Source organism: Bacillus sp. TE8-1 (assembly GCF_008368855.1).
Taxonomy (GTDB): domain Bacteria; phylum Bacillota; class Bacilli; order Bacillales; family Bacillaceae_G; genus Bacillus_A; species Bacillus_A cereus.
The window spans coordinates 69660-84466 of the sequence record NZ_QPET01000011.1 but is presented as its reverse complement, the minus strand read 5'-3'; the positions used below and the strand labels follow the sequence as shown (position 1 = coordinate 84466).

The window sequence follows — 14807 nt, the reverse complement described above, 5'->3', positions numbered from 1 at the left end:
TCCTTAGATAAACAAAACGGAAATGATTTTAAGGAGAGATAAATGATGAAAATGACAGTAGACCAAAGATTTATGATGCCAGCAGATGTTGTAGAGCGAGTGGAAGTATTACGAAACAAACAAAGCAAGCGTGGCACATTATTACAATCGGTAAATAAATTTTTCGGTTTAGATACGAAAGAAGATTGTGTTTGGTTTTACGGTTTTTATGGAGTGGCTGTAAGTATCTTGTTGTTTATGGTGTTCACTTCAAATATTTTCGATTTTCTCTTCGCGTAAGAAATATGCGATAAGGACATTGCTACCGAATACATATATAAGGAAGTAAGGTAATCTTCTAGAGCGGGAGTTGGTAGCAATGGCGATGTTTCCTATAGAGCGCAACTATATTGGATATGGAAGTTCACGACCGGGGATTCCTCTGACTAAAGTGAGATTTATTGTAAGCCATGATACGGGGAATCCTGGAAGCAATGCGATAGGGAATCGAGATTACTTTAATGAATTACAACCGAAAGCTTCGGCGCATACATTTATAGATGATAAAACAATATTGGAGATTATTCCTATAAATGAAGTTGCGTATCATGTTCGATATGGTGTGCCGACGGATAATGACTTATATGGCTATGACGCGAATAAGGCGGCCATTGGAGTGGAACTTTGTTATGGTGGTGATGTTAACTTTTGGGAAGCATATAATCGTTTTACATGGTATCATGCGTATTTATGCCAAAACTTTGGCTTAAATCCGAAAAAAGATATCGTGTCACATAAAACGCTTGATCCAGCTAGAAAGATTGATCCTGAGAATGTATTAGGGAAACAAGGTATTAAATTTCAGCAGTTTTTAGCAGATGTCTATCGGATGTACGTTTCGTTTAGATGACAAATATATGAAAAATGAATACAATAAAGATAGGTGCCTACTGCTGTAAGTAGGTTTTTTCTTGTTTTTATAAATAGTGTATTGGTAGAAGACTAGGAGTGGACGAGTATGCAGAAAGAAACAGTTATTATAATCGGAGGCGGTCCGTGCGGATTAGCGGCTGCAATTTCGTTGCAAAAGGTAGGGATAAATCCGTTAGTAATTGAAAAAGGAAACATTGTAAATGCCATTTATAATTATCCAACTCATCAAACATTTTTCTCTTCTAGTGAAAAATTAGAAATTGGTGATGTAGCTTTTATTACAGAAAATCGTAAGCCAGTTCGAAATCAAGCGCTTGCGTATTATCGTGAAGTAGTAAGACGTAAATCTGTACGTGTAAATGCTTTTGAGCGAGTGGAGAAAGTTCAAAAAGATGGAGAAGTTTTTCAGGTTGAGACGACAAAGCGTGACGGAAGTAAGGAAATATATATAGCGAAATATATTGTTGTAGCAACTGGATATTATGATAATCCAAATTATATGAATGTTCCAGGTGAGGAATTGAAGAAAGTAGCTCACTATTTTAAAGAGGGGCATCCTTATTTTGATCGAGATGTAGTAGTTATAGGTGGGAAAAACTCGAGTGTAGATGCCGCGTTAGAACTTGTTAAATCTGGTGCACGTGTAACGGTAATGTATCGTGGAAGTGAGTATTCACCAAGCATAAAGCCTTGGATTTTGCCGGAATTTGAGGCGTTAGTACGAAATGGTACAATTCAAATGCATTTTGGGGCTCATGTGAAAGAAATTACTGAGCATACATTAACGTTTACAGTTGATGGTGAAGCTCTTACAATCAAAAACGATTTTGTATTTGCGATGACTGGTTATCATCCTGATCATAGCTTCTTAACGAAGATGGGTGTTCAGATTGATGAAGAAACAGGACGTCCAATTTATACAGAGGATAGAATGGAAACGAATGCTGAAAATATTTTCATTGCAGGTGTCATTGCTGCTGGAAATAATGCAAATGAAATATTTATCGAGAACGGAAGATTTCATGGAGATGCGATTGCGCAGACCATTGCATCAAGAGAAAAATAAAAAGGAGCTGTCGGGAAAACCTCGACAGCTCCTTTTTATTCGTGCATAAACATATTTTGAATGGATTCATGAGAATTTGTATTCTCTAATGCAACAAGTAATTTAATGCGTGCTTTTTGTGCATTTAAGCCGTATGTGAATACAATGCCCATATCTTTTAAGTGTTTACCGCCACCTTCATACGAATATACGTCTTGAACGATACCGTTGAAACAGCGAGAAACTAATACGACAGGAATACCTCTATTTAATAATCTTTCTAGACTAGGTAGTGTTCTTGGAGGGAGATTACCTTGTCCAAGAGCTTCGATAACAATGCCGTCTACAGGAAGATTTTCGATTGCTGCTAATAATGTATCATCCATGCCAGCATATGCTTTTAGAACAACTACATTTTTAGACACTTTGTTTATCGTATATGTTTCGTGATGTACTAAAGCGTGATGGAAGACAACGCCGCGTTTTGTTACCATTCCAATTGGTCCGTATTGTGGGCTTTGGAATGTTGCAACATTACTTGTATGTGTTTTCGTTACATTTGTAGCGCAATGAATTTCGTCGTTTAATACGACTAAAACACCTTTTTCTGCAGCTTCATCACAACTAGCAACTTTTACAGCTGATAAGAAGTTATATAGACCATCAGCACCTAACTCATTGCTAGAGCGCATTGCACCTGTCACTACGATCGGAATAGTTGCTTGTACTGTTAAATCTAAGAAATAAGCTGTTTCTTCTAATGTATCCGTGCCATGCGTAATGACTACGCCATGAATGTTGTCTTGTTTTACTCTTTCATCAATGATGACTTGTAATTGTAACATTTCGCTCGGTGTCATATGAGGAGATGGTAGGTGGAACACATCTTCAACGATTAAATCAACATCGCCTTCTAAATCAGGAATGAATTTTAAAAGAGGATTTTTTTCACCTGGTTGTACGACCCCAGTTTCTTTATCTTCCTCCATTGCAATTGTTCCACCTGTGTGTAAAACTAGGATTCTTTTCAATGCTTATACCCCTTTCAAGTAAAAAAATACATTTAGAACATAACATGTTTTGAGTAAATTCGACAATGGAAATGTATAAAAGTATGCCTCGAAAATGACAATAAAATTAACTGCTATATGTACGATGTATAAAATTATGAAACGAAATGTGCAAATATAGTATAGGAGGGAAGAATTCCGGTGAAAAAGATGGAGAGAATTTTTATTCGTATATTAATAATACAATTCATTTGTCTTTCTATTGTGCAATTGTTATTTATACATAAGTCATCAGTGAAATATTTATCTAAAATTGTTTATTATGAGGGTGTCATGGTAAAAAACAAAGTGGAAATCTTGCAGGTGAATAGGTAGTTTTCATTTTCTTCTATGAAGGATTATGCTACAATAATTGAGGATTTAATGACGTGAAGCAAATGAGAAGAAGCAGGGTGAACACCTGCTTTTCGTTTTGTTTTATAAGTGAAAAAATGAGGTGTTACAATGGATAAACGAATTTCAATTGCTATAGATGGTCCAGCAGCTGCTGGGAAAAGTACAGTGGCAAAAGTTGTTGCGAAGGAACTTTCTTACGTTTATATTGATACAGGCGCAATGTACCGTACGCTTACATATGCAGCCCTTGAACAAAAAGTAGACATTGAAAATGAAGAGCAGTTAATGGAAGTTGTAAAGAATGTAAATATTGAGTTTCAGCAAGGAGAAAATACACAGCTTGTATTTTTAAATGGACAAGATGTTTCTGAAGTAATTCGTACACCTGATGTGACGAATCGAGTATCTATTGTAGCGAAACATCGCCTTGTTCGTGAAGAAATGGTACGTCGTCAGCAAGAGTTAGCGAAAAAAGGCGGCGTTGTAATGGACGGCCGTGATATTGGTACACATGTATTACCGGATGCTGAAGTGAAAATCTTTATGCTTGCTTCTGTTGAAGAAAGAGCGGAAAGAAGACATTTAGAAAATTTAAATAAAGGTTTCGATTCTAATTTAGAGCAGCTAAAAGAAGAAATTGCTCAGCGTGATAAATTAGATTCAGAACGCGAAGTTTCTCCACTAAAAAAGGCTGATGATGCATTGGAATTAGATACGACTTCTTTATCAATTGAAGAAGTTGTCCAAAAAATTATGAGCATTGTTTCTGGAGTGTTTGCGAAATAAAGAAAGGGGATAGTCCTCTTTCTTTTTTTGTTTAAATAGAAATGTAAAGGATACGTGAATTGTGAGTCTCTTTCCTTGACAAATGAGCTGATTTGTAAGAAGTTAGTTAAAGAGGAATGAAACTGTCAGAATATATTCGCTATTATATTTCAAAACATACTTTTTTCAAGCTGGTTTTGCTGTATACTATTTATATAGGTTTAATATATTTTCTTGTGAATGTTATTGAAAAAGAGTATGTGATGAGAAATTCTTAAACATGCAAATGAAAACTTTGTTTTCATTTCGTATATACATAAAAAATGCTTTGTCAATTCTGTAGGGAGGTATTTCCATGGTAGAGAAAATGAATGAAGAAGTTATGGATTCAAAAGAATTACAAGTTGGTGACGTTGTTACAGGTTCTGTAACGAAGGTTGAAGAGAAACAAGTGCTTGTAAATGTTGGATACAAAACAGATGGCGTAATTCCAATTAGTGAATTAGCTAACGTTCATATTGAAAAAGCAAGCGATGTTGTAGAATTAGATCAAACACTAGAGTTGAAAATTATTAAATTAGAAGAAGATGATCTTGTCTTATCTAAACGTGCTGTTGATGCAGAAAAAGCATGGGTAGAACTACAAGAGAAATTTACTTCTGGTCATGTATTTGATGTTACTGTAAAAGATATTGTGAATGGCGGATTAGTTGTGGACCTTGGTGTTCGCGGTTTTATTCCAGCTTCACTTGTAGAAGTACATTATGTAGAAGACTTTACTGACTATAAAGGTAAAACATTAGCGGTGAAAATTGTTGAATTAGACCGTGAAAAAAATCGTGTAATCCTTTCGCATAAAGCGGTAGTAGAATTAGAACTAGATTCTAAGAAAAAAGAAGCAATTTCTTCATTAAAAGAAGGGGACGTTGTTGAAGGAACAGTACAACGATTAACTGACTTTGGCGCATTCGTTAACGTTGGTGGAGTGGACGGTTTAGTTCACATTTCACAAATTTCACACGAACGTGTAGAGCAACCTTCTGAAGTGTTAGAGCAAGGTCAAAAGGTTAAGGTAAAGGTGTTATCTGTTGATGCTGATACACAACGTATTTCTTTATCAATTAAAGCAGCTCAACCAGGACCTTGGGAAAACGTTGCTGGCGAAATAAAAGCTGGAGATATTCGTGAGGGAGTAGTAAAACGCCTTGTTACATTTGGTGCATTCGTTGAGATTTTACCGGGCGTTGAAGGGCTTGTACACGTATCTCAAATTGCAAATCGTCACGTGAAAAATCCGAATGAAGTATTGGAAATGGGACAAGAAGTAAAAGTGAAAGTACTTGAAGTTCACGTAGCAGAGAAACGTATTTCTTTAAGTATAAAAGAAGCGCTTGAGGAAAATAATGTAACTGAAGATTATAGTCAGTATGAGCCAAATGCTGATTCTGCTACTTTCCAATTAAGTGATATTATTGGTGAACAACTGAAAAAATTAAAGAAATAATGAGGGGTACAAGTGGTAAGGGCAAAACGTAAATTAGATCATATTGAATACGCTCTTTCTACTGGTCAGTCTCGTACGCATGGCTTTCATGATATTGATTTTGTGCATCAAAGCTTGCCAAATTCAAATTATGACACAATAACATGTGAAACAAAAATCGGCGAACTTTCACTAAGTTCGCCGATTTTTATCAATGCGATGACTGGTGGTGGAGGAGAGAAAACGTTACATATTAATGAGCAATTAGCATACGTAGCGAAACATCATAACCTTGCTATGGCTGTAGGTTCGCAAATGGCGGCGTTAAAAGATGAAAGTGAAGCTGCTTCTTATAAGGTGATTAGAAAGGTAAACCCAAATGGTATTTTCTTTGCTAATTTAGGTAGTGAGGCAACTATCGAGCAGGCAGAGCGCGCCGTTGATATGATTGAAGCGAATGCATTACAAATTCATTTAAATGTCATACAAGAGTTAACGATGCCAGAAGGAGACCGTGATTTTACTGGAGTACTTCAGCGCATTGAGAAAATTGTTTTAAATAGTAAAGTTCCTATCATTGTAAAAGAAGTTGGATTTGGGATGAGTAAGGAAACAATGCAACAGTTAGTGAACGTAGGTGTAACAGCAATTGATATTGGTGGGCAAGGTGGTACGAATTTTGCTGCTGTTGAAAACGAAAGAAGACAGCGAATGCTTTCTTATTTTAATAACTGGGGCATACAAACAGCAACCTCGATTATTGAAGCAACCTCTACAAATAATAACCTCTCTTTTATTGCATCTGGGGGTATACAAACAGCGCTTGACGTAGCGAAAGCAATCGCATTAGGGGCGAATACAACTGCGTTTGCTGGTTATTTTTTACGTATTTTAATGCAAGATGGTATCGAGAAGTTAGTAGATGAAATTGAGCTTCTACATACAGATTTGAAATTTATAATGACAGCTCTTGGTGCGAAGACGATAGAAGAGTTGCAATCTGTACCTCTTGTTGTAAAGGGTGAAACATATCATTGGTTAATGCAGCGTGGTATTGATACTGCGCATTATAGTAGGAGATAAAAAATCAACCATTCGGTTGATTTTTTTTTGTTCTATTCTTTTTCGTAATATAAAGTGGAGAATGGAATTAGCATTATATAAAAATATCATTTCGTAAAAATTGTAATTGAAAAAGGGTTGAAAAATGTAGATGGTGTGTTGTCGAATTACTGGAGAGAACTTAATTTTTAATGGGAATAGGTGAAGGTAAAAAGAAGTAATGGGAGGATATAGTGCGCGAAATATTATTTCAATATAAATAGAAATCATTAAACTGATTATGTAAAAGACGGTTTCGTACAATATAGAAACCGTCTTTTTGTATTAATTAGTGCTGGTTTTGTTTTCGAGCCTGTTCTGGTGTATCAAGTCCAGTTGCACCTGGATATTGTAGTGATTGATCACGATCGGATTCAACGCGGCGTGATTCTCGTAGTTTTCGTTCTTGGCGATCTTTACCCATAATGAATAACACCTCCTTGTTAAAAGTGTTGCTGTTATAAGAAAAAACTATGCGTAAATAAAGTGGATTAACTTTCATAAAAAGTTCCCATAATGGAAAACATAGGAGGTGAAGTTGATGGATGGAAGTACTTTTTATTTTGTAGCTTGGATAGGGTGGATCATTGTAACCTTTTTTATGAAAAAGGACCCTATCCGGTGGAAGTTAGGCGCTTGTATACTGATTTTTATAATTTGCTCTCCGTTACATGTAACGATTGCCTCATTCGTGGTATCAGTAAATGCTCTTTTACTTTGTATTATTTCTTTTATAGGGATCACGCTATATTCTGTCTGGAAAAAAGTGTATAGCTTACTTTCGGCACTTATTATTGCAATGTTATATACAAGTTTTCATCTGTTAGAAATATATGATCCGATTTGGATTGTGGTGGATAGAGTGTTTCTGCTAAGTAGTGCTCTTGTGTATGCATCGGTGTTATTGCATGGGGATCGCATATTACGATTATGTTCTCTATATGTAGGGATGTTACAAGGAGAGCTGCTAGTGACATTTATTTTTAGGAAATTGAATTTTCCATATGATTACGGTAGTTTAGCATTTTTTGATATCGTCGCCATTTCTACATTATTCATGGCAATATTGTTTTGGATTGCAAAAGCATCAGTATACATGGAACGGTTTAAGAGAAAAACACGTAAAAGAAAGGCGAGGGTAATACATGACTGAATATACACCAGCCATTTTATGCGGCGTAATAGCGGGGACAGTTACAAGGGTGCTAATGCTTCGGACGGATACGCGGCAATATCCGACGAGGCTACATGGGAAAATTATTCATATTGCAATGGGGTTAATTGCAGCTGCTTTAGGAGCGATTGCAATCCCGTCTATTTTGAAAAAAGATTTTTCTGCCATTACATTTCTTACATTAGCAGCGACACAATTTCGTGATGTACGTAATATGGAAAGAAATACGCTTCAACAATTAGATGGGTATGAGCTCGTACCGCGTGGAAATACATACATTGAAGGAATTGCATTGGTTTTTGAAAGTCGCAACTATTTGGCAATGTTAACGTCGTTTGCAACGACGTTTGCGTATATAGGATTCCGTTCATGGATTGCAGGAGTAATTATGGCTATAATCGCATTTTTTATCGCGAAAAAATTAATGTCTGGTAAAAGGCTACATGATCTTGTTGAAATTGAGCACGTTCCGCTTCGTTTTGAAGGAGCAGGGCTTTATATTGACAATATTTACATTATGAATATTGGATTGCCAGCAAGACAAGAAGAAATTATGAAATATGGTATGGGTTTTATTTTAAAGCCGAAATCAATTGATGCGATGGTTACAATCTCAAATTTAGGGCAACGACAAGCTATTTTACACGATGTTTCAGTAGCGTTAGGGATTTATAGAGATTCTGGTACACCAGCGCTTGTACCGTTAGCAAAGCGTGATTTAGAGGATGGCAGGGTTGGGATTTTTGTCCTGCCGCAAGATCAAAATGCAGAGAAAGCGATAGGTGTCATAGGAAATGTACCAACGTTAGAAAGTGCTGTCCATATGTCATCGGAAGCCCCAAAAGGAAGGGGAGATAAGAGATGATGTTAGAAAGTGTTATTCTGGCAGTTATAACAACGACTCCAGAAAAATTTGCAGGTGGTGCTCCTTTATTCGTTTGCGAATCGACGGAGGAACTAGAATTTGTTGCAAATAATTTAGAAGCAATTTTAGATGGTATTGCACATCGCTTACAAGAGAATGTATATATTATTGTGAAACATTAGCAACGTGTGTTATAATGTGAGGTGTTTTGATACGTTGAGAAATATTCTGGAATGCAAATCCCTTCTTGCACAAAGAAGGGTTTTTTACATAATAAACAGAAGCAAGTTGAAAGGATGAAAGTATATGCCGAAACCAGTAATAGCGATAGTAGGTCGCCCGAACGTAGGGAAATCTACTATTTTCAATAGAATTGTTGGAGAAAGAGTTTCAATCGTAGAAGATATTCCAGGTGTAACGCGCGATCGTATTTATAGCGCTGGAGAATGGCTAAATCATGAATTTAACATTATTGATACGGGCGGAATTGATATTGGAGACGAGCCGTTTTTGACACAAATTCGTCAACAAGCTGAAGTAGCAATTGATGAAGCGGATGTTATCATTTTTATGACAAACGGTCGTGACGGTGTAACAGCAGCTGATGAAGAAGTTGCAAAAATTTTATATCGTTCAAATAAACCGGTTGTACTTGCAGTAAATAAAGTAGACAATCCGGAAATGCGCAGTGACATTTATGACTTTTATGCATTAGGATTTGGCGAACCATTCCCAATTTCAGGTACACACGGATTAGGGTTAGGTGACTTACTAGACGAAGCTGCACAACATTTTCCAAAGATTGAAGAAGACGGATATGATGAAGACACAATTCGTTTCTCTTTAATTGGACGTCCAAACGTAGGGAAATCATCACTTGTAAATGCTCTTCTTGGTCAAGAGCGTGTAATTGTTAGTAATGTAGCAGGAACAACTCGTGATGCTGTCGATACACCATATAGTAAAGATGGAAAAGATTATGTAATTATTGATACAGCTGGTATGCGTAAAAAAGGAAAAGTGTATGAAAGTACAGAAAAATATAGTGTACTTCGTGCGCTAAGAGCGATTGAACGTTCTGACGTTGTTTTAGTCGTTTTAGATGGTGAAGAAGGAATTATTGAGCAAGATAAAAAAATCGCTGGATATGCTCATGATTCAGGGCGAGCTGTTGTTATCGTTGTAAATAAATGGGATGCAGTGAAAAAAGACGAAAAAACAATGAAAGCATTTGAAGAAAATATCCGTGCTCATTTCCAATTCTTAGAATACGCACCAATTGTGTTCTTATCTGCAAAAACGAGAAAACGTACACAAACATTAATACCGGTTATCGATGAGGTAAATGAAAGTCATAGTATCCGTATTCAAACGAACGTATTAAACGATGTAATTATGGATGCGGTAGCGATGAATCCGACGCCAACTCATAATGGTAGCCGTCTGAAAATTTTCTATGCAACACAAGTTGCGGTAAAACCACCGACATTTGTTGTGTTTGTAAACGATCCAGAATTATTGCACTTCTCATATGAGCGTTTCTTAAAGAATCGCTTACGTGAATCATTTGGCTTCGTAGGAACGCCGATTCACATTATCGCTAGAGCAAGAGACTAATGGAGAGGATGTGATTTTATGACAAAAATCACAGTAGTAGGAGCAGGTAGCTGGGGAACAGCGTTAGCGATGGTATTAGCTGACAATGGACATGATGTACGTATTTGGGGAAATCGCCCAGAACTTATGGATGAAATTAATACGAAACATGAGAATAGTCGATATCTCCCAGGCATTACATTGCCAAGCACAATCGTAGCCTACTCTTCTTTAGAAGAAGCATTAGTAGATGTAAATACAGTACTGCTAGTAGTACCAACGAAAGCGTACAGAGATGTATTACAAGAGATGAAAGAAATTGTTACTGAACCAATTACTTGGATTCATGCGAGCAAAGGAATTGAACCTGGTACGTCAAAACGTATTTCGGAAGTGATTGAGGAAGAAATTCCAGAGCACTTAATTAAAGATGTTGTTGTACTGTCTGGACCGAGTCATGCTGAAGAAGTCGGTTTACGACAAGCGACAACAGTTACGTCTGCAGCAAAGCGTATGGAAGCGGCTGAGGAAGTACAAGATTTATTTATGAATAGTTATTTTCGTGTATACACAAATCCAGATATCGTTGGAGTTGAACTTGGTGGTGCGTTAAAAAATATTATCGCATTAGCTGCTGGTATAACTGATGGTCTTGGATTAGGTGATAATGCAAAGGCGGCATTGATGACACGTGGTTTAACAGAGATTGCTCGTTTAGGAAGAAAAATGGGCGGGAATCCGTTAACGTTTGCTGGTCTAACTGGTATGGGAGACTTAATTGTAACTTGTACAAGTGTTCATAGCCGAAATTGGCGCGCTGGAAATATGCTTGGAAAAGGACACTCTTTAGAAGAAGTGTTAGAAAGCATGGGTATGGTTGTGGAAGGTGTAAGAACAACGAAAGCTGCTCATGAATTGGCAGAGAAAATGGAAGTTGAAATGCCGATTACAGCTGCTTTATATGACGTGCTGTTCAATGGGAATAACGTAAAAGATGCAGTAGGCTCATTGATGGGACGTGTTCGAAAACATGAAGTGGAAGCTATACCTGATTTACTGTAAAGAAAAGCGACAGAAGTACATTTGTACTTCTGTCGCTTTTTTATTTTTTGGGTCTTTTCACCATTTTTTCATTTTTGCATAGGATGAAGAGTAACTTGAGGAGAGGGTGAAAAGAATGGATAATAATATTTTTAATAATATTGAGAAGGAAGCGAAAGTAAATAAAGAGGATATTTTTAAATTAGCATCATCCGTGCAAAATGCGAATTTACGTGATGAAACTGTGCTTCGTCAATTAATTCATCAAGTGGCTCTTATGGCGGGACGTGAAGTGCCGAAAGAGCAAGAGGATCAAATTGTAAAAGCGATTATTAATAATAATATGCCAACAGATTTTGGTTCGTTAAGCAAAATGTTTAAAAAATAAATTATGAGAAACAAAGAGTTTGGAGATTGCATATGATAGCCATGAAAGAATGGGAATAGAGCTGTTTTTGGGCATATTTGGTCAACCGAAGCGAGAGATACAATCGCTTCGGTTTTATTTTTGCCTAGATTGGTGAGAAATGCTGGAAAACCTATTGATTAAAGTTACATACTCGCGATTTGTAGTAAAATGTTCTTTTTGTATTTGTTTAAAGATTTTAATTTGTTAAAATAGTATAAAAATAGATTAATAAAAAGGGGTGTGTATATGTCAGAAGGGCTTATGAAAATGTGGTTGGCTTTAGGGGCAATTGGATTTATGTTTTTTGCAGTAAGTTTTATTTTATTAAGTAGACATAGAATAAAGAATAAATTTTTGAAAGGGATTACAGCGTTAGTAGCGTACACCCTTATGATTGTGTCAGGAATTGTTATTTTTCTTGTTGTATTTAGTGGACCTGTACAGCAGTAAATGGAATGGTCTCGAAAATACTACATACGGAGCAAATTAGATTAGTATGAAAAGGTGATGCTAGTGAAAAAATTCCATATTATTTTAATATTTTGTTGTATGAGCCTTTTAACGGGGTGTCTGTATCCGAAAGAAAATATGAAGCAAAATGCGGTTCCTTATGAAGATCAGCTACAGGTTGTTCAAAAAGCTGTTGTGACATTTAAGGAGCAAAATGATGGGATATTGCCAATTAAGACGAGGGATATGAGTACACCTATTTATCAAAAGTATCCAATCGATTTTCAACAGATTGCCCCGCGTTACATACAAGAAGCGCCAGGGAATGCGTATGAAAGTGGAGGAGTATATCAATACGTATTAATAGACGTTGAAACAAATCCAACAGTAAAGTTAATTGATGTTAGGATGGCTGAACAAATTCAGGAACTATCTTTAAAGCTTAGGATGTATCGTGATGAACATCAATATCCACCTTTTAAAAAAGTAATTTCAGATGGTGTATATGAATTGGATTTCAAAAAACTAGGATATAAAGATGTGCCACAAGTGACAAGTCCATATTCTGGTAAAGGACTTCCTTTTGTAATTAATGAAAAAGGAGAAGTTTTTGTTGATTATAGAATCGACTTATATGACGCTTTGAAAAAAAATGAAGGGCAGTTTACAGAGGGAGAAGATATTCGAAATATACTTTCGAAAGGTTCCCCGTTTGTACCAGCTTATTCTTTACCGTACACAGTAAAGGACGGAGAACCAATTTTTTTAAAATGATAAGTCATGAACCTTTCTTTTAGTGAATAAGTTCTAGAAGAAAGGTTTTTTATGTTATACAACTTACGATGCAAACAAAAGATATTTTTTAATAGTCATATGAAATTGGACAAAATTATATGATATATTGTCCGAACTTCTAGAATACCATTATATTATATCAGATATTATAGGCAACGTTAGAGAAGGTATTAGTTGACTATAAACGCGGAATTATTCCCAAAAATTTTGAGGGAGGGAATCACTTGGAAAAGGTAGATATTTTTAAAGATATTGCAGAACGAACAGGCGGTGATATTTATTTTGGAGTTGTAGGAGCTGTTCGAACAGGGAAATCAACATTCATTAAAAAATTTATGGAACTTGTAGTTATTCCAAATATTGAGAATGAGTCTGACCGTCAAAGAGCGCAGGATGAATTGCCTCAAAGTGCTGCTGGTCGTACAATTATGACGACGGAACCGAAGTTTGTTCCAAACCAAGCGGTTTCTATCGAAGTAGATGAAGGACTTGAAGTGAATATTCGATTAGTAGATTGTGTTGGATATACGGTTCCTGGAGCGAAGGGCTATGAAGATGAGAATGGCCCGCGTATGATTAATACCCCTTGGTATGAAGAACCTATTCCATTCCATGAAGCTGCAGAAATCGGCACGCGTAAAGTAATTCAAGAACATTCAACAATTGGTGTTGTAATTACAACAGATGGAACAATTGGTGAAATTCCAAGAAGAGATTATATAGAGGCAGAAGAACGCGTTGTAAATGAGTTGAAAGAAGTAGGAAAACCTTTCATTATGATAATTAATACGGTACAGCCGTATCATCCAGATACAGAGCAATTACGCCAAAGTTTATCAGAAGAATATGATATCCCGGTTATTGCAATGAGTGTGGAGAGTTTAAGAGAAACAGATGTATATAATGTACTTCGTGAAGCGCTATTTGAATTCCCTGTATTAGAAGTGAATGTGAACCTTCCGAGTTGGGTAATGGTGCTAAATGAAGGGCATTGGTTGCGTCAAAGTTATCAAGAAGCAGTTCAAGAAACTGTGAAGGATATAAAACGTCTTCGTGATGTGGATCGCGTTGTTTGGCAGTTTAGTCAATATGAATTTATTGATCGAGCGAGCCTAGCTGGCATTGATATGGGGCAAGGTGTGGCGGAGATTGATTTATATGCGCCAGATGAATTATATGATCAGATTTTAAAAGAAGTAGTAGGAGTAGAAATTCGAGGGAAAGATCATTTATTAAAGCTTATGCTCGATTTATCTCATGCGAAAATAGAGTACGATCAAGTGGCGGATGCACTGCGTATGGTTAAGCAAACAGGATATGGTGTAGCAGCACCTGCATTAGCGGATATGAGCTTAGATGAGCCAGAAATTATTCGTCACGGTTCAAGGTTTGGTGTGAAGTTAAAAGCGGTAGCGCCATCTATTCATATGATTAAAGTAGATGTAGAGTCAACGTTTGAGCCGATTATTGGTACTGAAAAGCAAAGTGAAGAATTAGTTCGTTATTTAATGCAAGATTTTGAAGATGACCCGTTATCAATTTGGAATTCTGATATATTTGGACGTTCACTTAGCTCGATTGTTCGAGAAGGAATTCAGGCGAAATTATCTTTAATGCCAGAAAATGCTAGATATAAATTAAAAGAAACGCTAGAAAGAATTATTAATGAAGGATCTGGCGGATTAATTGCGATTATACTATAAGAAAAAATCCCTCTCATTGTAGAGGGATTTTTTGTTTTTTTTTATTATAAAATAGAAAAATA

18 protein-coding genes are annotated in these 14807 nt (G+C 36.3%); 16 read left to right on the top strand and 2 right to left on the bottom strand.

Annotated elements, in window-relative coordinates:
* Positions 1–42 precede the first annotated feature (42 nt).
* From DN404_RS08700 to DN404_RS08690, 3 genes are all read left to right on the top strand, one after another.
* A complete protein-coding gene (locus DN404_RS08700) occupies positions 43–279 on the top strand; it encodes a DUF3961 domain-containing protein (RefSeq protein WP_001983018.1) in 237 nt (78 codons plus the stop codon).
* Positions 280–358: 79 nt separating this feature from the next.
* Positions 359–889 carry a peptidoglycan recognition protein family protein gene (locus tag DN404_RS08695; RefSeq protein WP_001240655.1) on the top strand — a complete coding sequence of 177 codons (531 nt, stop codon included), beginning with the start codon at positions 359–361 and terminating at the stop codon, positions 887–889.
* Between the two features lie 108 nt (positions 890–997).
* On the top strand, positions 998–1978 hold the full coding sequence (locus DN404_RS08690) for a YpdA family putative bacillithiol disulfide reductase (RefSeq protein ID WP_086389311.1): 981 nt from the start codon (positions 998–1000) through the stop codon (positions 1976–1978).
* Positions 1979–2013: 35 nt separating this feature from the next.
* Here DN404_RS08690 and ansA read toward each other — a convergent pair whose 3' ends face one another.
* Entirely contained in the window at positions 2014–2988 is a 975-nt protein-coding gene (gene ansA, locus DN404_RS08685) for an asparaginase (RefSeq protein WP_000822010.1), read from the bottom strand.
* Positions 2989–3168: 180 nt separating this feature from the next.
* On the opposite strand from ansA, the gene DN404_RS30450 reads away from it, so the two are divergent.
* From DN404_RS30450 to DN404_RS08670, 4 genes are all read left to right on the top strand, one after another.
* Positions 3169–3342: a YpfB family protein gene (locus tag DN404_RS30450; protein ID WP_000738054.1), complete on the top strand. Its 174-nt coding sequence runs from the start codon at positions 3169–3171 to the stop codon at positions 3340–3342.
* Positions 3343–3471: 129 nt separating this feature from the next.
* Positions 3472–4149, top strand: a complete 678-nt coding sequence (cmk, locus tag DN404_RS08680; protein ID WP_000361252.1) for a (d)CMP kinase — start codon at positions 3472–3474, stop codon at positions 4147–4149.
* A gap of 334 nt (positions 4150–4483) precedes the next feature.
* Entirely contained in the window at positions 4484–5632 is a 1149-nt protein-coding gene (rpsA, locus tag DN404_RS08675) for a 30S ribosomal protein S1 (RefSeq protein ID WP_000229559.1), read from the top strand.
* Positions 5633–5644: 12 nt separating this feature from the next.
* Positions 5645–6694 carry a type 2 isopentenyl-diphosphate Delta-isomerase gene (locus DN404_RS08670; RefSeq protein ID WP_000251036.1) on the top strand — a complete coding sequence of 350 codons (1050 nt, stop codon included), beginning with the start codon at positions 5645–5647 and terminating at the stop codon, positions 6692–6694.
* A 307-nt stretch (positions 6695–7001) separates the two neighbouring features.
* On the opposite strand, the gene DN404_RS08665 is transcribed toward DN404_RS08670, so the two are convergent.
* Positions 7002–7136 (bottom strand): YpzI family protein, encoded by a 135-nt coding sequence (locus tag DN404_RS08665; protein WP_000513900.1) that lies wholly within the window; start codon positions 7134–7136, stop codon positions 7002–7004.
* A gap of 117 nt (positions 7137–7253) precedes the next feature.
* Here DN404_RS08665 and DN404_RS08660 point away from each other — a divergent pair, with 117 nt between their 5' ends.
* From DN404_RS08660 to spoIVA, 9 genes are all read left to right on the top strand, one after another.
* The gene (locus tag DN404_RS08660) at positions 7254–7865 is read left to right on the top strand and encodes a YphA family membrane protein (protein ID WP_006924441.1); all 612 of its coding nucleotides are present in this window, start codon (positions 7254–7256) and stop codon (positions 7863–7865) included.
* Positions 7858–8751, top strand: coding sequence for a YIEGIA family protein (locus DN404_RS08655; RefSeq protein WP_053512851.1), 894 nt, complete (start codon positions 7858–7860; stop codon positions 8749–8751). Before DN404_RS08660 ends, DN404_RS08655 begins: the two co-directional genes overlap by 8 nt.
* On the top strand, positions 8748–8933 hold the full coding sequence (locus tag DN404_RS08650) for a capping complex subunit for YIEGIA (protein ID WP_000979059.1): 186 nt from the start codon (positions 8748–8750) through the stop codon (positions 8931–8933). The genes DN404_RS08655 and DN404_RS08650 overlap by 4 nt, the downstream gene beginning before the upstream one ends.
* A gap of 124 nt (positions 8934–9057) precedes the next feature.
* On the top strand, positions 9058–10368 hold the full coding sequence (gene der, locus DN404_RS08645; RefSeq protein ID WP_001125893.1) for a ribosome biogenesis GTPase Der: 1311 nt from the start codon (positions 9058–9060) through the stop codon (positions 10366–10368).
* Between the two features lie 18 nt (positions 10369–10386).
* Positions 10387–11409, top strand: a complete 1023-nt coding sequence (locus DN404_RS08640) for an NAD(P)H-dependent glycerol-3-phosphate dehydrogenase (RefSeq protein ID WP_000161763.1) — start codon at positions 10387–10389, stop codon at positions 11407–11409.
* Positions 11410–11524: 115 nt separating this feature from the next.
* Positions 11525–11776, top strand: coding sequence for a stage VI sporulation protein F (locus DN404_RS08635; RefSeq protein ID WP_000369754.1), 252 nt, complete (start codon positions 11525–11527; stop codon positions 11774–11776).
* A gap of 267 nt (positions 11777–12043) precedes the next feature.
* On the top strand, positions 12044–12247 hold the full coding sequence (locus DN404_RS08630; RefSeq protein ID WP_001289008.1) for a DUF2768 domain-containing protein: 204 nt from the start codon (positions 12044–12046) through the stop codon (positions 12245–12247).
* Positions 12248–12310: 63 nt separating this feature from the next.
* Complete coding sequence (locus tag DN404_RS08625; protein WP_000713407.1) at positions 12311–13021, top strand: hypothetical protein; 711 nt, start codon at positions 12311–12313, stop codon at positions 13019–13021.
* Positions 13022–13266: 245 nt separating this feature from the next.
* Positions 13267–14745 (top strand): stage IV sporulation protein A, encoded by a 1479-nt coding sequence (gene spoIVA / locus DN404_RS08620; protein ID WP_000416519.1) that lies wholly within the window; start codon positions 13267–13269, stop codon positions 14743–14745.
* Positions 14746–14807 lie beyond the last annotated feature (62 nt).

Coding starts and splice junctions, on each gene's coding strand:
- DN404_RS08700 (WP_001983018.1), top strand. CDS start 43: ATGATGAAAATGACAGTAGACCAAAGATTTATGATGCCAGCAGATGTT.
- DN404_RS08695 (WP_001240655.1), top strand. CDS start 359: ATGGCGATGTTTCCTATAGAGCGCAACTATATTGGATATGGAAGTTCA.
- DN404_RS08690 (WP_086389311.1), top strand. CDS start 998: ATGCAGAAAGAAACAGTTATTATAATCGGAGGCGGTCCGTGCGGATTA.
- cmk (WP_000361252.1), top strand. CDS start 3,472: ATGGATAAACGAATTTCAATTGCTATAGATGGTCCAGCAGCTGCTGGG.
- rpsA (WP_000229559.1), top strand. CDS start 4,484: ATGGTAGAGAAAATGAATGAAGAAGTTATGGATTCAAAAGAATTACAA.
- DN404_RS08665 (WP_000513900.1), bottom strand. CDS start 7,136: ATGGGTAAAGATCGCCAAGAACGAAAACTACGAGAATCACGCCGCGTT.
- DN404_RS08660 (WP_006924441.1), top strand. CDS start 7,254: ATGGATGGAAGTACTTTTTATTTTGTAGCTTGGATAGGGTGGATCATT.
- DN404_RS08655 (WP_053512851.1), top strand. CDS start 7,858: ATGACTGAATATACACCAGCCATTTTATGCGGCGTAATAGCGGGGACA.
- DN404_RS08650 (WP_000979059.1), top strand. CDS start 8,748: ATGATGTTAGAAAGTGTTATTCTGGCAGTTATAACAACGACTCCAGAA.
- der (WP_001125893.1), top strand. CDS start 9,058: ATGCCGAAACCAGTAATAGCGATAGTAGGTCGCCCGAACGTAGGGAAA.
- DN404_RS08640 (WP_000161763.1), top strand. CDS start 10,387: ATGACAAAAATCACAGTAGTAGGAGCAGGTAGCTGGGGAACAGCGTTA.
- DN404_RS08635 (WP_000369754.1), top strand. CDS start 11,525: ATGGATAATAATATTTTTAATAATATTGAGAAGGAAGCGAAAGTAAAT.
- DN404_RS08630 (WP_001289008.1), top strand. CDS start 12,044: ATGTCAGAAGGGCTTATGAAAATGTGGTTGGCTTTAGGGGCAATTGGA.